Annotated in this window: 13 protein-coding genes; 5 read left to right on the top strand and 8 right to left on the bottom strand. The window is 72.9% G+C overall.

The window, feature by feature from the left end:
* Window positions 1-213: 213 nt before the first annotated feature.
* Window positions 214-495 carry an HPr family phosphocarrier protein gene (locus ACIRRS_RS30105; protein WP_402977238.1) on the top strand — a complete coding sequence of 94 codons (282 nt, stop codon included), beginning with the start codon at window positions 214-216 and terminating at the stop codon, window positions 493-495.
* Window positions 496-559: 64 nt separating this feature from the next.
* On the opposite strand, the gene ACIRRS_RS30110 is transcribed toward ACIRRS_RS30105, so the two are convergent.
* The 3 genes from ACIRRS_RS30110 to ACIRRS_RS30120 all read right to left on the bottom strand — a co-directional run bounded on the left by ACIRRS_RS30110 (window position 560) and on the right by ACIRRS_RS30120 (window position 4,818).
* Window positions 560-1,753, bottom strand: coding sequence for an RtcB family protein (locus tag ACIRRS_RS30110; protein ID WP_402977241.1), 1,194 nt, complete (start codon window positions 1,751-1,753; stop codon window positions 560-562).
* A 327-nt stretch (window positions 1,754-2,080) separates the two neighbouring features.
* Window positions 2,081-3,445, bottom strand: coding sequence for a M16 family metallopeptidase (locus tag ACIRRS_RS30115; protein ID WP_402977420.1), 1,365 nt, complete (start codon window positions 3,443-3,445; stop codon window positions 2,081-2,083).
* Between the two features lie 20 nt (window positions 3,446-3,465).
* Window positions 3,466-4,818: a M16 family metallopeptidase gene (locus ACIRRS_RS30120; protein WP_402977244.1), complete on the bottom strand. Its 1,353-nt coding sequence runs from the start codon at window positions 4,816-4,818 to the stop codon at window positions 3,466-3,468.
* Between the two features lie 252 nt (window positions 4,819-5,070).
* On the opposite strand from ACIRRS_RS30120, the gene ACIRRS_RS30125 reads away from it, so the two are divergent.
* On the top strand, window positions 5,071-7,521 hold the full coding sequence (locus ACIRRS_RS30125) for a DNA topoisomerase (ATP-hydrolyzing) subunit A (protein WP_402977247.1): 2,451 nt from the start codon (window positions 5,071-5,073) through the stop codon (window positions 7,519-7,521).
* Window positions 7,522-7,588: 67 nt separating this feature from the next.
* Window positions 7,589-8,491, top strand: coding sequence for a sucrase ferredoxin (locus tag ACIRRS_RS30130; protein WP_402977250.1), 903 nt, complete (start codon window positions 7,589-7,591; stop codon window positions 8,489-8,491).
* An 85-nt stretch (window positions 8,492-8,576) separates the two neighbouring features.
* On the opposite strand, the gene ACIRRS_RS30135 is transcribed toward ACIRRS_RS30130, so the two are convergent.
* The 3 genes from ACIRRS_RS30135 to ACIRRS_RS30145 are packed head-to-tail and all read right to left on the bottom strand — an operon-like array spanning window position 8,577 to window position 11,357.
* A complete protein-coding gene (locus ACIRRS_RS30135) occupies window positions 8,577-9,650 on the bottom strand; it encodes an ABC transporter substrate-binding protein (RefSeq protein WP_402977253.1) in 1,074 nt (357 codons plus the stop codon).
* Between the two features lie 29 nt (window positions 9,651-9,679).
* Window positions 9,680-10,543: an ABC transporter permease gene (locus ACIRRS_RS30140; RefSeq protein WP_402977256.1), complete on the bottom strand. Its 864-nt coding sequence runs from the start codon at window positions 10,541-10,543 to the stop codon at window positions 9,680-9,682.
* A complete protein-coding gene (locus tag ACIRRS_RS30145) occupies window positions 10,533-11,357 on the bottom strand; it encodes an ABC transporter ATP-binding protein (protein ID WP_402977258.1) in 825 nt (274 codons plus the stop codon). The genes ACIRRS_RS30140 and ACIRRS_RS30145 overlap by 11 nt, the downstream gene beginning before the upstream one ends.
* A 264-nt stretch (window positions 11,358-11,621) precedes the next feature.
* Here ACIRRS_RS30145 and ACIRRS_RS30150 point away from each other — a divergent pair, with 264 nt between their 5' ends.
* Both ACIRRS_RS30150 and ACIRRS_RS30155 read left to right on the top strand, forming a co-directional pair.
* Window positions 11,622-13,226 (top strand): ATP-binding protein, encoded by a 1,605-nt coding sequence (locus tag ACIRRS_RS30150; RefSeq protein WP_402977260.1) that lies wholly within the window; start codon window positions 11,622-11,624, stop codon window positions 13,224-13,226.
* Window positions 13,226-13,912 carry a response regulator gene (locus tag ACIRRS_RS30155; RefSeq protein ID WP_402977263.1) on the top strand — a complete coding sequence of 229 codons (687 nt, stop codon included), beginning with the start codon at window positions 13,226-13,228 and terminating at the stop codon, window positions 13,910-13,912. The genes ACIRRS_RS30150 and ACIRRS_RS30155 overlap by 1 nt, the downstream gene beginning before the upstream one ends.
* 69 nt (window positions 13,913-13,981) lie before the next feature.
* Here the strand turns inward: ACIRRS_RS30155 and ACIRRS_RS30160 are convergent, their stop codons facing one another.
* Window positions 13,982-15,706: a cation acetate symporter gene (locus ACIRRS_RS30160; RefSeq protein WP_402977265.1), complete on the bottom strand. Its 1,725-nt coding sequence runs from the start codon at window positions 15,704-15,706 to the stop codon at window positions 13,982-13,984.
* Window positions 15,703-16,305: a DUF485 domain-containing protein gene (locus ACIRRS_RS30165; RefSeq protein ID WP_402977268.1), complete on the bottom strand. Its 603-nt coding sequence runs from the start codon at window positions 16,303-16,305 to the stop codon at window positions 15,703-15,705. The genes ACIRRS_RS30160 and ACIRRS_RS30165 overlap by 4 nt, the downstream gene beginning before the upstream one ends.
* Between the last annotated feature and the right edge of the window lie 55 nt (window positions 16,306-16,360).

Genomic DNA, 16,360 nt, shown 5'->3' on the forward strand with positions numbered 1-16,360 from the left:
CGGCGGCGAGCCGAATGGCGTCGGGCGTGCGTGCACGGCAAGGTGAACAGGGCCCGCGACCGGGCCTTATGCCCCGAAAAGAAACAATCACAACTCCCGAACGCGGCGGCTCCGAGAGGTCGCCTGCGTGCAACACTGGTCTAGACAACATGGCCGTTTCCCCCGCTCCCCCTGAGCACGGCCGTGACCAGCTTCACCGGAAAGGCACGTTCAATGGCTGAGCGCCGCGTCACCATCGGTTGGGCCGAGGGCCTGCACGCCCGTCCCGCCTCCGTCTTCGTCCGGGCCGTCACGGCCACCGGCGTGCCGATCACCATCGCCAAGCCGGGCGGCAACCCGGTCAACGCCGCCTCCATGCTCGGCCTCCTCGGCCTGGGCGCCCAGGGCGGCGACGAGGTCATCCTCGCCTCCGACGCGGAGAACGCCGACGACGCCCTCAACCGCCTCGCCAAGCTCGTCGCCGAAGGCCTCGACGAACTCCCCGCCGCCGCCTGAGTCGCGCAGCACCCCGACGGGGGTGTCGCCCACGATCCGTGGGCGACACCCCCGTCGGCGTCGGTCAGCCCTTGACGCAGACGACCTGCTTGAGGTGCGCGACCACCTCGACGAGGTCCTTCTGCTGCTCGATGACCTTCTCGATGTTCTTGTAGGCGCCCGGGATCTCGTCCACGACACCGCTGTCCTTGCGGCACTCCACGCCCCTGGTCTGCTCGGCCAGGTCGTTCGTGGTGAAGCGCTTCTTCGCCGCGGTGCGGCTCATCTTGCGGCCGGCGCCGTGGGAGGCGGAGTTGAACGACGCCTCGTTGCCGAGGCCGCGGACGATGTACGAACCCGTCCCCATCGAGCCGGGGATGATCCCGTAGTCGCCGCTGCCGGCCCGGATCGCGCCCTTGCGGGTGACGAGCAGGTCGACTCCGTCGTACGTCTCCTCGGCCACGTAGTTGTGGTGGCAGCTGATGACCTCGTCGAACGCGACCTTCGCCTTGGCGAACTCGCGGCGGACGACGTCCTGGAAGAGCGCCATCATCACCGCGCGGTTGCGCTTGGCGTACTCCTGCGCCCAGAAGAGGTCCTCGCGGTAGGCGGCCATCTGCGGAGTGTCCGCGATGAAGACGGCGAGGTCCCGGTCGACCAGGCCCTGGTTGTGCGGCAGCGAGCGGGCGACGCCCATGTGGTGCTCCGCCAGTTCCTTGCCGATGTTCCGGGAGCCGGAGTGGAGCATCAGCCAGACCGCACCGGTGGAATCAACACACACTTCGATAAAATGATTACCTCCTCCGAGCGTCGCCATCTGCTGCATCGCCCGCTCGCGGCGCCACTTGACCTCCTGCGCGACCCCGTCGAAGCGCTCCCAGAAGTCGTCCCAGCCCGACGTGCGGAAGCCGTGGAGCTTCGTCGGGTCGACCGGGTCGGTGTGGAGGCCGCGGCCGACGGGGATGGCCTGCTCGATCTTGGAGCGCAGCCGCGACAGGTCGTCCGGGAGGTCCTTGGCGGTGAGGGAGGTCTTCACCGCGCTCATGCCGCAGCCGATGTCGACGCCGACCGCCGCCGGGCAGACCGCGCCGTTCATGGCGATGACGGAGCCGACGGTGGCGCCCTTGCCCAGGTGGACGTCGGGCATCACGGCGAGGCCGTGGAGCCAGGGCAGGGAGCTGATGTTGCGCAGCTGCTGCATGGCCGCGCCCTCGACCGTCGCCGGGTTGGTCCACATCCGGATCGGGACCCGGATGCCGGGGACTTCGGTGTACGTCATGGTGGAACGACCTCCAGGGGTCGGTTGAACGCAGGAGAGAGTGCCGCACGCAGAATCCCGGTGCGGCTCGGGGAAGTTCGGGGGTGGACCGCGCTCAGGCGGTCAGGGCGGAACAGGGGGAGGACGGCCTTGGGGAGCGTCGTATGGTTCGCTCGACCCGCATGGTGACCGCCTCCCTTCGTCGTATCCGCGATTCGCACGTTCTGTGCGTCGGGGAACATCTATCCACGGAACGTCAGGTGCCTGCAACGGAATTAAGCAGCGCCGGTTCAAGAATGCGTCCGGCCCGGCGGAGCGGGTGCTCCACCGGGCCGGGAACGGGAGACCTCAGCTGACGACCGTGACCTCGCCGATGCCGAGCGCCCGCACGTCCTCCGCGATCGCGGCGGCGTCGCCGACGAGGACGGTGACGAGGCGGTCCGGCTGGAAGGCGGCGACGACGGCCGCGGTGGCCGCGGCGGTGGGCAGTTCGGCGAGCTGCCGGTAGACCTCCGCCTGGTAGTCGTCCGGCAGGTGCTGCTCGACCTGGTCGGCCAGGGTGCCGGCGACGGAGCCCGCGGTCTCGTACTTGAGCGGGGCGACGCCGACCAGGAACTGCACGGCCTCGTCGCGCTCGGCGTCGGTGAGGCCCTCGGCGGCGAGGGTGCGCAGGATCTTCCAGGTGTCCTCCAGCGCCGGGGCGGTGGAGGCGGTGTCGACGGAGCCGCTGATGGCGAGCAGCGAGCGGCCGGTGCCGTCGGCGGCGGAGCGCAGCGGCTGGGCGAAGGCGCGGACGCCGTAGGTGTAGCCCTTCTCCTCGCGCAGGACGCGGTCGAGGCGGGAGGTGAGGGTGCCGCCGAGGCAGTAGGTGCCGAGGATCTGGGCGGCCCAGACGGGGTCGTGGCGGTCGGCGCCGATGCGGCCGATGAGCAGCTGGGTCTGGACGGAGCCGGGGCGGTCGACGATGAGGACGCGGCCGCGGTCGTCGCCGGTGACGGGGGCGAGGGCGGAGGGCTCGGCGGCGGTGCCGGTCCAGGTGCCGAGGGTGCTCTCCAGCAGGGCGGGCAGCTCGACGCCGGTGAGGTCGCCGACCACGACGACGGTGGTGGTGGCCGGGCGCACGTGGGCCTCGTAGAAGGACCGGACGGCGGAGCGGTCGATGGCCTTGACGGTGTCGGCGGTGCCGGCCCGGGGGCGGGAGAGGCGGTCGGCGGCGTCGAAGAGCTCGGCGTAGAGGGCCTTGACGGCGCGTCGGGCCGGGTTGGCCTGCTCGTGGACGATCTCGTCGAGGCGGTTGGCGACGAGGCGCTCGATCTCCTCCTCCGGGAGGGCGGGGGCGCGCAGGGCGTCGGCGAGGAGGGTGAGGCCGCGCTGGAGGCGGGAGGCGGGGACTTCGAGGGAGACGCGCAGGCAGGGGTGGTCGGCGTGGGCGTCGAGGGTGGCGCCGGCGCGCTCGAGTTCGGCGGCGTACTGCTCGGCGGTGAGGGTGTCGGTGCCCTCGCTGAGCGCGCGGGCGAGGACGGCGGCGACGCCGTCGAGGCCGTCGGGCTCGGCGGCGAGCGGGGCGTCGAGGAGGACCTCGACGGCGACGAGCTGCTGGCCGGGCCGGTGGCAGTGCAGGACGGTGATGCCGTTGCCGAGGGCCGCGCGCTCGGGGGCGGGGAAGGCCCAGGGGGTGGGGGTGCCGGGCTGGGGCTGGGGGTGGAACGTCATGGCGGGGGCCTGGTCGGTGCTCATACGGTGGCACCCTCCTCGTCGGCAGCGGTGTCGGCGTCGGTGTCGGCGTCGTCGGCGGTGGCGGTCGGCTCGTAGGCGAGGACGGCCCGGTTGGCGGGGTGGAGGCGGGCGGCGGCGACGGCCCGGACCTCTTCGGCGGTGACGGAGAGGACGTGGGGCAGGGCCTCGTTGACGAGCCCGGGGTCGCCGAACAGGACGGCGTAGCGGCAGAGTTCGTCGGCGCGGCCGGCGACGGTGGTGAGGCGGTCGAGGGACTCGCGCTCGATCTGGGCCTGGGCGCGCTCGAGTTCCTCGGTGGTGGGGCCCTCGGCGGCGAAGCGGGCGAGCTCCTCGTCCACGGCGGCGTCGATCTGCGCGATGGTGGCGTCGCCGGAGGTCTTGACGTCGAGCCAGCCGAGGCTGGGGGCGCCGGCGAGGCGCAGCAGGCCGAAGCCGGCGGAGACGGCGGTGCGGTCGCGGCGGACGAGCCGGTTGTAGAGGCGGCTGGACTCGCCGCTGCCCAGGATGGTGAGGGCGAGGTCGGCGGCGTCGGCTTCGCGGGTGCCGTCGTGCGGGAGTCGGTAGGCGGCCATGAGGGCGCGGGAGGGGACGTCCTCGTGGACGAGTTCGCGGACCTCGCGGCCGATGACGTCGGGGAGTTCGCCGGAGCGCGGGGGCTGCTTGCCGTCGTGGGCGGGGATGGTGCCGAAGTACTTCTCGACCCAGGCGACGGTCTGCTCGGGGTCGATGTCGCCGACGACGGACAGGACGGCGTTGTTGGGCGCGTAGTAGGTGCGGAAGAACGCGCGGGCGTCCTCGAGGGTGGCGGCGTCGAGGTCGGCCATGGAGCCGATGGGGGTGTGGTGGTACGGGTGGTCGCCGGGGAAGGAGAGCGCGGTGAGCTTCTCGAAGGCGGTGCCGTACGGGACGTTGTCGTAGCGCTGGCGGCGCTCGTTCTTGACGACGTCGCGCTGGTTCTCCATGGAGGTCTCGTCGAGGGCGGCGAGCAGGGAGCCCATGCGGTCGGCCTCGAGCCAGAGGGCGAGTTCCAACTGGTGGGCCGGCATGGTCTCGAAGTAGTTGGTGCGCTCGAAGCTGGTGGTGCCGTTCAGGGAGCCGCCGGCGCCCTGGACCAGTTCGAAGTGCCCGTTGTTGGAGACGTTCGCGGAGCCCTGGAACATGAGGTGCTCGAAGAGGTGGGCGAGGCCGGTGCGGCCCTCGACCTCGTGGCGGGAGCCCACGTCGTACCAGAGGCAGACAGCGGCGACCGGGGTGAGGTGGTCCTCGGAGAGGACGACACGCAGGCCGTTGGCCAGGCGGTGCTCGGTGATGGCGATGCCTCGCTGGGAGGCGGGGGCCGGGTTGGCCATGCGCTCGGGTCCTTCCCGTCGTCGATGTCGGGGTTCGTGTGGCGTCCCCCATTGTGGTGCAACGCGCGAGCGGTGCGTTCGTGTCCGCGCGGACGGGGCGTTCGCCAGGGGCGGAAGAGGGCCGCTGGCCGGGAGTGTCCGTGCGAGGGTCCACAATGGGGGCGCCGCGCCCTGTTGACGGGGGCCGCGGCGGGCCCGGTGGCCGGGCCCGATCGAGACAGCGCCAGCGACACGTAAGGGAGCCCCGCCGCGATGGCCCGCCGCAGTTCGCAGACCCCGCCGCCCGGAGACTTCGAGGAGCGCATCCTCGACGTCGACGTCGTGGACGAGATGCAGGGCTCCTTCCTGGAGTACGCCTACTCGGTGATCTACTCGCGTGCGCTGCCGGACGCGCGGGACGGTCTGAAGCCGGTGCACCGGCGAATCCTGTACCAGGCCAACGAGATGGGCCTGCGTCCGGACCGCGCGCACGTGAAGTGCGCGCGCGTGGTGGGCGAGGTGATGGGTCGGCTGCACCCGCACGGTGACGCGTCGATCTACGACTCGGTGGTGCGCATGGCGCAGCCGTTCTCGATGCGGCTGCCGCTGATCGACGGGCACGGGAACTTCGGTTCGCTGGGCAACGACGACCCGCCGGCCGCGATGCGGTACACGGAGTCGCGGCTGACGGCGGCGTCGATGGCGATGGTGGAGTCGATCCACGAGGACACCGTCGACTTCGGCCCGAACTACGACGGCAGCGAGCAGGAGCCGTTGGCGCTGCCGGCGGCGTTCCCGAACCTGCTGGTGAACGGCGCGACGGGCATCGCGGTGGGCATGGCGACGAACATGCCGCCGCACAACCTGTCCGAGGTGGTGGCGGCGGCCCGGCACCTGATCAAGCACCCGAGCGCGGACCTGGACACGCTGATGCGGTTCGTGCCGGGGCCGGACCTGCCGACGGGCGGGCGGATCGTGGGCCTGTCGGGCATCCGGGACGCGTACGAGTCGGGGCGCGGGACGTTCAAGATCCGGGCGACGACGTCGGTCGAGAGCGTGTCGGCGCGCCGCAAGGGCATCGTGGTGACGGAGCTGCCGTTCAACGTCGGCCCGGAGAAGGTGATTTCGAAGGTCAAGGACCTGGTCAACGCGAAGAAGCTGCAGGGCATCGCGGACGTCAAGGACCTGACGGACCGCGAGCACGGGCTGCGCCTGGTGATCGAGGTGAAGAACGGCTTCGTGCCGGAGGCGCTGCTGGAGCAGCTGTACAAGTTGACGCCGATGGAGGAGACCTTCGGCATCAACAACGTGGCGCTGGTGGACGGTCAGCCGTTGACGCTGGGTCTGAAGGAGCTGCTGGAGGTGTACGTCGACCACCGGTTCACGGTGGTGCGGCGGCGCAGCGACTTCCGCCGCCGCAAGCGGGAGGAGCGGCTGCACCTGGTCGAGGGCCTGCTGGTGGCGCTGGTCGACATCGACGAGGTCATCGCGATCATCCGGTCGAGTGACAACGCTCAGCAGGCGAAGGAGCGCCTGATGGAGCGCTTCTCGCTGTCCCAGACGCAGACGGCGTACATCCTGGACACTCCGCTGCGCCGGTTGACGCGGTTCGACCGGGTGGAGCTGGAGGAGGAGAAGGCGAAGCTGACCTCGGAGATCGCCGAGTTGACGGAGATCCTGGAGTCGGACGCGCGGCTGCGCAGCGTGGTGTCCTCCGAACTGGGCGCGGTGTCGAAGCAGTTCGGTACGGAGCGGCGCACGGTGCTGCTGGAGGCGGGGGCGGTGCCGTCGGCGGCGCTGTCGGTGCCGCTGGAGGTGGCGGACGATCCGTGCCGGGTGCTGCTGTCGTCGACGGGTCTGCTGGCGCGGACGGCGGACGGCGAGCCGTTCGAGGTGTCGGAGAAGCGGGCGAAGCACGACGTGATCGTGTCGGCGGTTCCGGCGACGGCGCGGGCGGACGTGGGTGTGGTGACGTCGGCGGGCCGGGTGCTGCGGCTGCCGGTGATCGATCTGCCGGCGCTGCCGCCGACCCCGTCGCCGACGCTGGCGGGCGGTGCGGCGGTGGGCGAGTTCCTGCGGCTGGAGGCCGGGGAGCGGGCGCTGGCGCTGACGACGCTGGACGAGTCCTCGCCGGGGCTGGCGCTGGGCACGCTGCAGGGCGTGGTGAAGCGGGTGGTGCCGGAGTGGCCGGCGAACAAGGACGAGTTCGAGGTGATCGCCCTCAAGGAGGGTGACGAGCTGGTGGGCGCGGTGGAGTTGCGCACGGGCGAGGAGGACCTGGTCTTCATCGCCTCGGACGCGCAGTTGCTGCGCTACCCGGCGGGCCAGGTGCGTCCGCAGGGCCGCCCGGCGGGCGGCATGGCGGGGATCAAGCTGTCGGACGGGGCGCGCGTGCTGTCGTTCACGGCGGTGGACCCGGCGGTGGACGCGGTGGTGGTCTCGGTGGCGGCGTCGACGGGGACGCTGTCGGGTGACGAGCCGACCTCGTGGAAGGTGACGCCGTTCGAGCAGTACCCGCGCAAGGGCCGGGCGACGGGCGGGGTGCGCTGCCAGCGGTTCCTGCGCGGTGAGGACGCGCTGACGTTCGCGTGGGCGGGCGCCGCTCCGGCGCGGGCCGCGTCGGACAAGGGCGTGCCGGTGGAGCTCCCGGAGCGGGACCCGCGCCGGGACGGTTCGGGTACGCCGGTGGCGGCGCCGGTCGCGGTGGTGGCCGGCCCGGCGTGAGCGTGACGGGGCCCGCCTCCTCCGAGGGGACGGGCCCCGGTCGTCCGGTGAGGGTACCCTTACGCCGGTGAGCACCTGTGCGAGCGCGTCGCTCGAACTTTCGGAGCCGTTGGCCGCGACGGCGGCGACGGCGGCCACCTGGCTGCTGCTGGAGCAGAACGGCCCCTGGGGCGCGAAGGCCCTGGGCGAGAGCCATCTGGACGCGGCGGTGGGCCGGGCCCTGGACGCGGCCGCGGAGGGCACCGGCGTACGGGTGGCGCTGATCCGCCGGCCCGGGCGGCACGCGGACTGCCTGCCGGACGTCCGGCACGAGGTGATCGTGGCGCACACGGTGCCGGGCCGGGGCTGGGTGCGCCGGGCGCAGGTCGCGGACCCGTCCGAGCTGCTGGCGCTGGACTTCGCGGCGCTGGGCGCGGGCGACCACACGGGTTTCGGGGCGGAGCACGTCGGCGGCCCGGTGGCCCTGGTGTGCACCAACGGCCGTCGGGACCGCTGCTGCGCGCTGCTGGGCCGTCCGCTGGCGGCGGATCTGGCGGCGGCCGGGCACAGCGAGGTGTGGGAGGTGACGCACCTGGGCGGGCACCGCTTCTCCCCCACGATGCTGGTGCTGCCGTACGGCTACGCGTACGGGCGGCTGTCGGCGGAGAGCGCCAAGGAGGTGCTGGCGGCGACGGCGGCGGGCCATGTGGTGCCGCAGTGGTCGCGGGGCTGTTCGGGCTGGGAGCGTCCGGGCCAGGCGGCGGAGCACGCGGTGCGGCTGGCGACGGGCGAGACGGCGGTGGACGTGCTGACGCTGTCGCAGCGCCCGGACGGGCAGGGCCGCTGGCTGGTGTCGGTGGTGCACCGGGACGGCCGGGCGTGGGAGGTGGACGTGGTGGAGGGATTCAGCGAGCCGGCGCGGCCGGAGAGCTGCGGCCGGGCGGCGGGGACGCCCTCGCGGATGGACGTGCTCTCCGTACGGGGAGTGTGAGCGGCGCACGGGGAGTGAACGGCCCCGCGCCCGTGGGGGTGGGCGCGGGACCGCTCGGGCGGCGGGCTCAGCGGGTTCAGCGGGTTCAGCCGGTGGCCTTGCCCACGAACTCGGTGGTGTAGGTCTTGGCGAGGTCGATCGTGCCCTCCTTGCCCTTGACGTCCGGGTGGAAGGCGGCGAGGACGGCGAGGACGGTCTTGGGGCCGTCGGCGGGCATGACGCCGTCGGTGGTGAACATCGGCAGGGTGGCCTTGATCGCGGCCGCGTACTGGGCGGCGCCGCCCTGCGCGTAGTCGGCGGGCATCTTCGCGGCGATCTCCTCGGGGCTGTGGGTGGACATCCACGTGAGGGTCTTGACGAAGGCGTTGGCCAGCTTCTGGGTGGTGTCCTTGTTCTTCTCGACCCAGTCGGTGTTCATGTACAGCGAGGACGAGGGGTAGAGCCCGCCGAGCGCCTCGCGGGAGCCCTCCGGGGTGCGCATGTCGTAGAGGATCTTGCCGAGACCCTTGTCGAGGACGTTGGCGACGGTGGGGTCGGTGGTCATCCCGGCGTCGATGCTGCCCTGCTGGAGGGCGGCGACGAAGGTCTGGCCGGCGCCGACGGCGATGGGGCTGAACTCGCTGACGCTGGTGCCGTTCTTGACGGCGAGGTACTTGGTGAGGAAGTCGGTGGAGGAGCCGATGCTGGTGACGCCGAGCTTCTTCCCCTTGAAGTCCGCGCCCGACCTGATGGCGTCGGCCTGCTTGGTGGAGACGATCTCGACCTCGCCGGGGGCCTGGGAGAACTGGACGACGGACTCGACGTGCTTGCCCTTGGCCTGGAGGTCGATGGTGTGGTCGTAGAAGCCGACGGCGCCCTGGACGTCCCCGGCGAGCAGGGCGGTGGTGGCGTTGACGCCGGCGGGCTCGCTCAGCAGCTCGACGTTGACGCCGGCCTCGGCGAAGAAGCCGAGGCGCTGGGTGAGCATGGCGGGCAGGTAGATGACCTTGTCCAGGCCGCCGACCATGATCTTGACGGTGGGTCCGTCGACCTTCTGCCCGGCGGGGGCGGCGGCGCCGTGGGTGGAGGTGGCGGCGTCGTTGGCGCAGGCGGTGAGGGGGACGAGCAGGGCGGCGGCGAGGACGACGGCGAGGACTCTGCCGGTCGGGTTCGGGCGCATGACGGAAGTGCCTTTCTGCGATGGGGGGTTCAGCGGCCGTCGCCCGCGTCGGCGGGCTTCCAGCGGAACAGTTTCTTCTCGGCGAAGGTCAGCAGCCCCTCGGTGAGCAGCGCGACGACGGCGAGGATGGTCATGGCCGCGTACACGCCGGCCGCGTTGAAGGTGCCCTGGGCGGCGGCGACGAGCAGGCCGAGGCCCTTGGTGGCGCCGATGTACTCGCCGACGATGGCGCCGATCAGCGCGAAGCCGAAGCTGACGTGCAGGCTGGTGAAGATCCAGGTGGTGGCGGCGGGGATGACCACCTGGAGGGTGACCTTGCGGTTGGAGGCGCCCAGGATGCGGGCGTTGGCGACGAGGTTGCGGTCGACCTCGCGGGCGCCCTGGAAGGCGTTGAAGAACACGGGGAAGAAGACCAGCACCACGGCGGAGGCGATCTTGGAGGCCGGGCCGAGGCCGAACCAGATCAGGAAGATCGGGGCGAGGACGATGCGCGGGATGGCGTTGAGCACCTTGATGTAGGGCCCGAACACGTCGGCGAGGAAGCGGATGCGGCCCAGCGTGATGCCGAGCAGCACGCCGCCGATGACGCCGACGACCCAGCCGGCCAGGGCCTCGTACAGGGTGTAGCCGATCTGTTCGCCGAGGGAGCCCTGGGCGGTGCCGTGGGTGGTCCACTGCCAGATCTGGTTCCAGATCCTGGACGGCTGCGAGAAGTTGAACGGGTCGATCACCTCGGTGCGGGCGCACAGCTCCCACAGGCCGAGGAAGGTGACGAGGACGCCGACGCGGGCGCCGTACACGCTCAACCTGCGGTTGCGGGCGGCGCGTTGGCGGGCCTCGGTCTTGCTGGTGACGACGGGGGCGGCAGGGGCGGCGGCGGTCTCAAGCGGCACGACCCGCTCCTCTCTCACGGGTGATGCGGACCTCTTCGCCGAGCGAGGCCCAGATCTCGCGGTACAGCTCGACGAACCTGGGCTCCAGCCGGACGGCCTCGACGGTGCGCGGGCGCGGCAGGTCGACGGTGAAGATCTCCTTGACGGTGGCTGGCCCGGCGGTCATCACCACGACGCGGTCGGCGAGGGCGATGGCCTCGTCGAGGTCGTGGGTCACGAACACCACCGACGCCGCGTTTCTGGAAGAACCGGTCCCGGCCCACAGCTCCAGCAGCTGGTCGGACATCAGGGCGCGGGTCTGAACGTCCAGCGCCGAGAACGGCTCGTCCATGAGCAGGATCGCCGGGTCGTTGACGAAGGTCTGGGCGAGCGCGACGCGCTTGCGCATGCCGCCGGAGAGCTGGTGGGGGTAGCGGTCCTCGAAGGCGGACAGGCCGACGCGGGCGAGCCAGTCGCGGGCCCGCTCCCGGGCCTCGGCGGCGGGCATCCCGCGGAAGCGCGGGCCGGCCGTCACGTTGGACAGCACGGTGCGCCAGGGGAAGACGGCGTCCTGCTGGAAGACGAAGCCGACCCTCGGGTCGATCCCGGTGACGGGCTCGCCGTGCACCCGCACATCGCCCTCGGTGGGCTCCTCCAGGCCGCTGACGAGGGTCAGGGTGGTGGACTTGCCGCAGCCGGTCGGGCCGACGACGGCGACGAACTCGCCCTCGGCGACGGTCAGGTCGAGGTCGCGGACGGCGGTGTGCAGGGCGCCGGACGGTGTGCGGAACCGTTTCGTCGCGCCGATCAGCTCGATCGCCGGGGTCTTCGTCATGCCCCCGCCTCGCTTCGCTCGCTCATGTTTCCTCCGGGGTCGGTGCTTGCCCCGGAACGGTAGGAGCGGGCCCGCCCCCGGCGGGAGCCTTCTCGGCGTAGTGCGACTTCTCCCCATTGAGGGGTGTTCTGCTCGTTTTGCTTGCGCTACAACTGCGGGGACGCGGCTGACAGAAACACGCCGGAAACATAGGGTGTGCCGACCCCCACGGCCCTCACGGCCCCCACGGCCCCCTGCGCTCCCCCACCCCGAGAGGAGGCCCGGATGAAGCTCCCCCGCTGGCCCCGCCGGGTCTTCGCCCAGCTCCTGCTCAGCCAGACGGTCGTCACGGTCGGCGTCACCGCCGTCACCGCCGGCCTCTTCCTGGCCCCCGTGAGCAGCGAACTGGACCACGACGCCATGCAGCGCGCCCTGTCCATCGCCCAGGCCACCGCCACCGACGAGGTGATCGCCCGGGCCGCCGACGCCCGCGACTCCGCCACCGTGCAGCGCAACGCCGAGCAGATCCGCCTGGCCACCGGCGCCAGCTTCGTCGTGGTCACCGACCTGGGCGGCATCCGGCTCTCGCACACCGACCCCGGCCGGATCGGCTACCGGGTCAGCACCGATCCCGAGCCCGCCCTCAGCGGCCGCAGCGTCACCGCGATCCAGGAGGGCACCCTGGGGCGCACCGCCCGCGGCAAGGTGCCGCTGCGCACGGCGGACGGCCGGATCGTGGGCGAGGTGTCCGTCGGCATCAGCGACGACTCGATCCGCCGCCGGCTGCTCAAGATGCTCACCGGCATCCTGCTGTGCGCGGGCGCGGGCCTGGCCGCCGGCACGGTCGCCACCCTCGCCCTGGCCCGCCGCCTCAAGCGCCGCACCCACAACATCGCGCTGGCCGACATCTCGGCGCTGCTGGCGGAGCGCGAGGCGATGCTGCACGGCATCCGCGAGGGCATGGTGGCGCTGGACGAGCACGGGCGCATCCGCCTCGCCAACGACGAGGCCGTCCGGCTGCTCGGCCTGCCGGACGGCTGCACCGAACGGCCGATCGGCGCCGTGCTGCCGCCCGGCCGGCTCGCCGACGTGCTGACCGGCCGGATCACCGGCACCGACCTCCCGGCCGTCCGGGACGACCGGGTGCTGGTGGTCAACCGAATGAGCACGGCCGAGGGCGGCGCCGTGGTGACCCTGCGGGACCGTACCGAACTGGAGTCGCTCGTCCGGGAGTTGGACACCACCCGCAGCCTCACCGAGGCGCTGCGCGCCCAGGACCACGAGCACGCCAACCGGATGCACACCCTGCTCGGCCTGCTCGAACTCGGCCGCCACGAGCAGGCGGTGGCGTTCATCTCCGAGCAGTCCGGCTCGCACGCCGTGGTCGCGGCCGGGATCGCCGAGCAGGTGCAGGACCCGCACGTGGCCGCGCTGCTGGCGGGCAAGACCGCCGTCGCGGCCGAGCGCGGGGTGCGGCTGCTGCTGGCCCCGGCCGCGCACCTGCCGGACACCGTGGTGGACGCCCGGGCGCTGGTGACGGTGCTGGGCAACCTGATCGACAACGCGGTGGACGCCATGCCGACGGGCGGCGGCCGGGTGGAGGTCAGCCTCGCGGCGGCTGGCTCCACCCTGCTGCTCCAGGTCGCCGACAGCGGCCCGGGCGTGCCGGAGTGCCTGCGCGAACAGGTCTTCGAGGAGGGCTGGACCAGCAAGGACGCGCCCGCGCACCGCCCGCGCGGCCTGGGCCTGGCCCTGGTACGGCGCCTCGTCGAGCGCACCGGCGGCCGGATCGCGCTCGACGCGGGCCCGCTCGGCGGCGCCCGGTTCACCGTCGAGCTGCCCGAGGCCCTGCTCCCCGCCCAGCCCGCCGCCCGGCTCGTGGAGGCCTGATGATCGACGTACTCGTGGTGGACGACGACTTCCGGGTCGCGGACGTGCACGCCGCCTACGTGGCGAAGGTGCCCGGCTTCCGGGTCACCGGCACCGCGCACTCGGCCGCCGAGGCGCTGGCCGCGCTGGAACGCCGCCCGGTGGACCTGCTGCTCCTGGACCACCACCTCCCCGACGAGACCGGGCTCGCCCTGGTCCGGCGGCTGCGGGAGCGCCAGGTGGCCTGCGACGTGATGATGGTGACCGCCGCCCGCGACGTCTCCACCGTGCACGCCGCCATGCAGCACGGCGCCCTGCAGTACCTGGTCAAGCCGTTCACCTTCGCCGGGCTGCGGGAGAAGCTGGTCGCGTACGCGCAGCTGCGGCACGCGCTGGCCGCCCCGGCCCGGGAGGCCGGCCAGGACGAGGTGGACCGGCTCTTCGCGACGCTGCGCAGCGCCGGCGCCCCGGCGGGCTCCCTGCCCAAGGGCCACTCGGCGCCCACCACCGACCTGGTGCTGGGGGTCCTGCGCGGCGCGGGCCGGCCGCTGTCCGCCCAGGAGGTCGCGGACGCCACCGGCCTGAGCCGCTCCACCGCGCAGCGCTACCTCAAGCAGCTGGAGCGGGACAGCCGCCTGCGGCTCACCCTGCGCTACGGGGACACCGGCCGCCCCGAGCACCGCTACGGCCTGGCGGCCCGGCCCTAGACCGGCGCCGTGTCAACCGCGGGGCCCGGCGGCCCCAGGACCGCCGGGGGCCGCCCCGGGCGCGGCGGCTCAGGCCGCGCCCGCACCGGTGAGGGCGCGCACCTCCAGCTCGGCGAAGCGGTCCGCGTCGGCGGGCTCCGGCGAGGTGATCGTGCCGATCCAGCCCGCCAGGAAGCCGAGCGGGATGGAGACGATGCCCGGGTTCTCCAGCGGGAACCAGTGGAAGTCCACGCCGGGGAACAGCGCCACCTTCGTCCCGGAGACGACCGGTGAGAAGACCACCAGCACGATCGCCGGGACGAGCCCGCCGTACACCGACCAGACCGCGCCCCGGGCGGTGAACCGCGACCAGAACAGGCTGTACAGCAGCACCGGCAGGTTGGAGGAGGCGGCCACGGCGAAGGCGAGGCCGACCAGGAAGGCCACGTTGAGCTGCTGGGCGAAGAGGCTGATCGCGATCGCGGCCGCGCCGATCCCGACCGCGGCGACCCTCGCCACCCGGACCTCCTGCCGCTCGCTGACCTCGGCGGCCTCCCTGCCAGAGGACTCGCTGCCCGGTGCCTCCCCGTCCGAGGCCTCCCGCGAGGCGGGCACCGCGCCCCGGCGCCGCAGCGACCGGCGGGGCCTCCCGCGCCAGGCGCCTGCCCAGATGTCGTGGGCGAAGGCGGCCGAGGAGGCCAGGGTGAGCCCGGCGACCACGGCGAGGATGGTGGCGAAGGCGATCGCGGAGATCAGCGCGAACAGCACCACCCCGCCGGTGCTGCCGTTGCCTCCGCCGAGGACGAGGGCGAGCAGCGGGACGGCGGTGTTCCCGGCCGAGTTGGCGTGCCGCACCTCGGCCGAGCCGACCAGCGCGGTGGCGCCCAGGCCCAGCGCGATGGCCATCAGGTAGAAGGCGCCGACCAGGCCGATCGCCCACATCGTGGACCGCCGGGCGGCCCGGGCGGTGGGCACGGTGTAGAAGCGGGAGAGGATGTGCGGCAGCCCGGCGGTGCCGAGCACCAGGGCGAGGCCGAGGCTGACGAAGTCCAGGCGGCTGGTGAAGCTCGCGCCGTACTTCAGGCCGGGTTCGAGGTAGCGGTGTCCGGCGCCGCTGTGCTGGGCGGCCTGGCGCATGAGTTCGCCGAGGTCCCCGTGGAAGCGGACCACCAGCAGGACGGTGAGCAGTACCGAACCGGCGATGAGCAGGAACGCCTTGACGATCTGGATCCAGGTAGTGGCGCGCATGCCGCCCACCGTGACGTAGACGATCATCAGACCGCCGACCGCGATGATCGCCCAGGTGCGGGCCTGCGCGCTGTTGGTGCCGAGCAGCAGGGCGACGAGCGAGCCCGCGCCGACCATCTGGGCGACGAGGTAGAGCAGGGTGACGACGACACTGGCGCCGCCCGCCGCCGCACGGACCTTGCGCCGGCGCAGCCGCAGCGCGAGCACGTCGGCCAGGGTGTAGCGCCCGGCGTTGCGGACGAGTTCGGCGACGAGCATCAGCACGACGAGCCAGGCGACGAGGAAGCCGATGCTGTAGAGCACGCCGTCGTAGCCGTACAGGGCGATGAGCCCGGCGACGCCGAGGAAGGAGGCGGCGGAGAGGTAGTCGCCGGAGAGCGCGAAGCCGTTCTGCAGCGGGGTGAAGTCGCGGCCGCCGGCGTAGAAGTCCTCGGCGGCGTTGCCCCCGCGGCCGACCCAGAGGGTGATGCCGAGGGTGACGAGGACGATGACGGCGAACAGGACGATCGCGAGGGCGTGGTGGTCGCCGGCGGGGGCGACGGGCGGCGGGGTGGCGGTCGTCGTCATCGCAGCTGGTCCTGGGTGTCCCAGCGCAGGCCGAGGGCGGCGCGGTCGCGCTTGGTCCGGGCGTTGCGGGCGTAGAGCCAGGTGAGCGCGAAGGTGCTGGCGAACTGGAGCAGGCCGAGCAGCCAGGCGACGTTGAGCGGCCCGGCGACCTGGCTGCGCATCAGCCCGGGGGCGGCGGCCTGGGCGGCGACGTACAGCAGGTACCAGCCGAGGAAGGCGCCGGTGACGGGGAAGACGAACGAGCGGTAGCTGTGCCGGATGGCCTGGAAGGCGTCGCTGGCCTGGACGGACCGGTAGACCTCGGTGCTGTCCACGCTGACCACGGCCCGCTCGGGCGCCGCCTCCGGCACCGGCGCCGTGGCGACCGGAAGGGCCGGTGCGACGGGGGCGGGCGGCACGACCGGAGCGGCGGCGGGCGCGGCCTGGGGCGGCACGCCCTGCTCCGTACGGGCGGCGCCCGGCCGGTGGAGCGGCGGCTGCTCCGGTACGGCCGTTCGGCGGCGCCCGGCCGCCGGCTCGGGGTCGGTGGCGGCGGCCGGAGCGGCCCACCAGTCGAATCGCTGTCCCTGCCCGGGACTGCTCGTCTGCTGCTGTGGCACTGCTGCTCCTGGACCGGCGGGCACTCTGTCCCGACCCATCATGGGGGCCGCCGGG

The sequence above is a fragment of the Kitasatospora sp. NPDC101183 genome, assembly GCF_044767945.1.
Taxonomy (GTDB): domain Bacteria; phylum Actinomycetota; class Actinomycetes; order Streptomycetales; family Streptomycetaceae; genus Kitasatospora.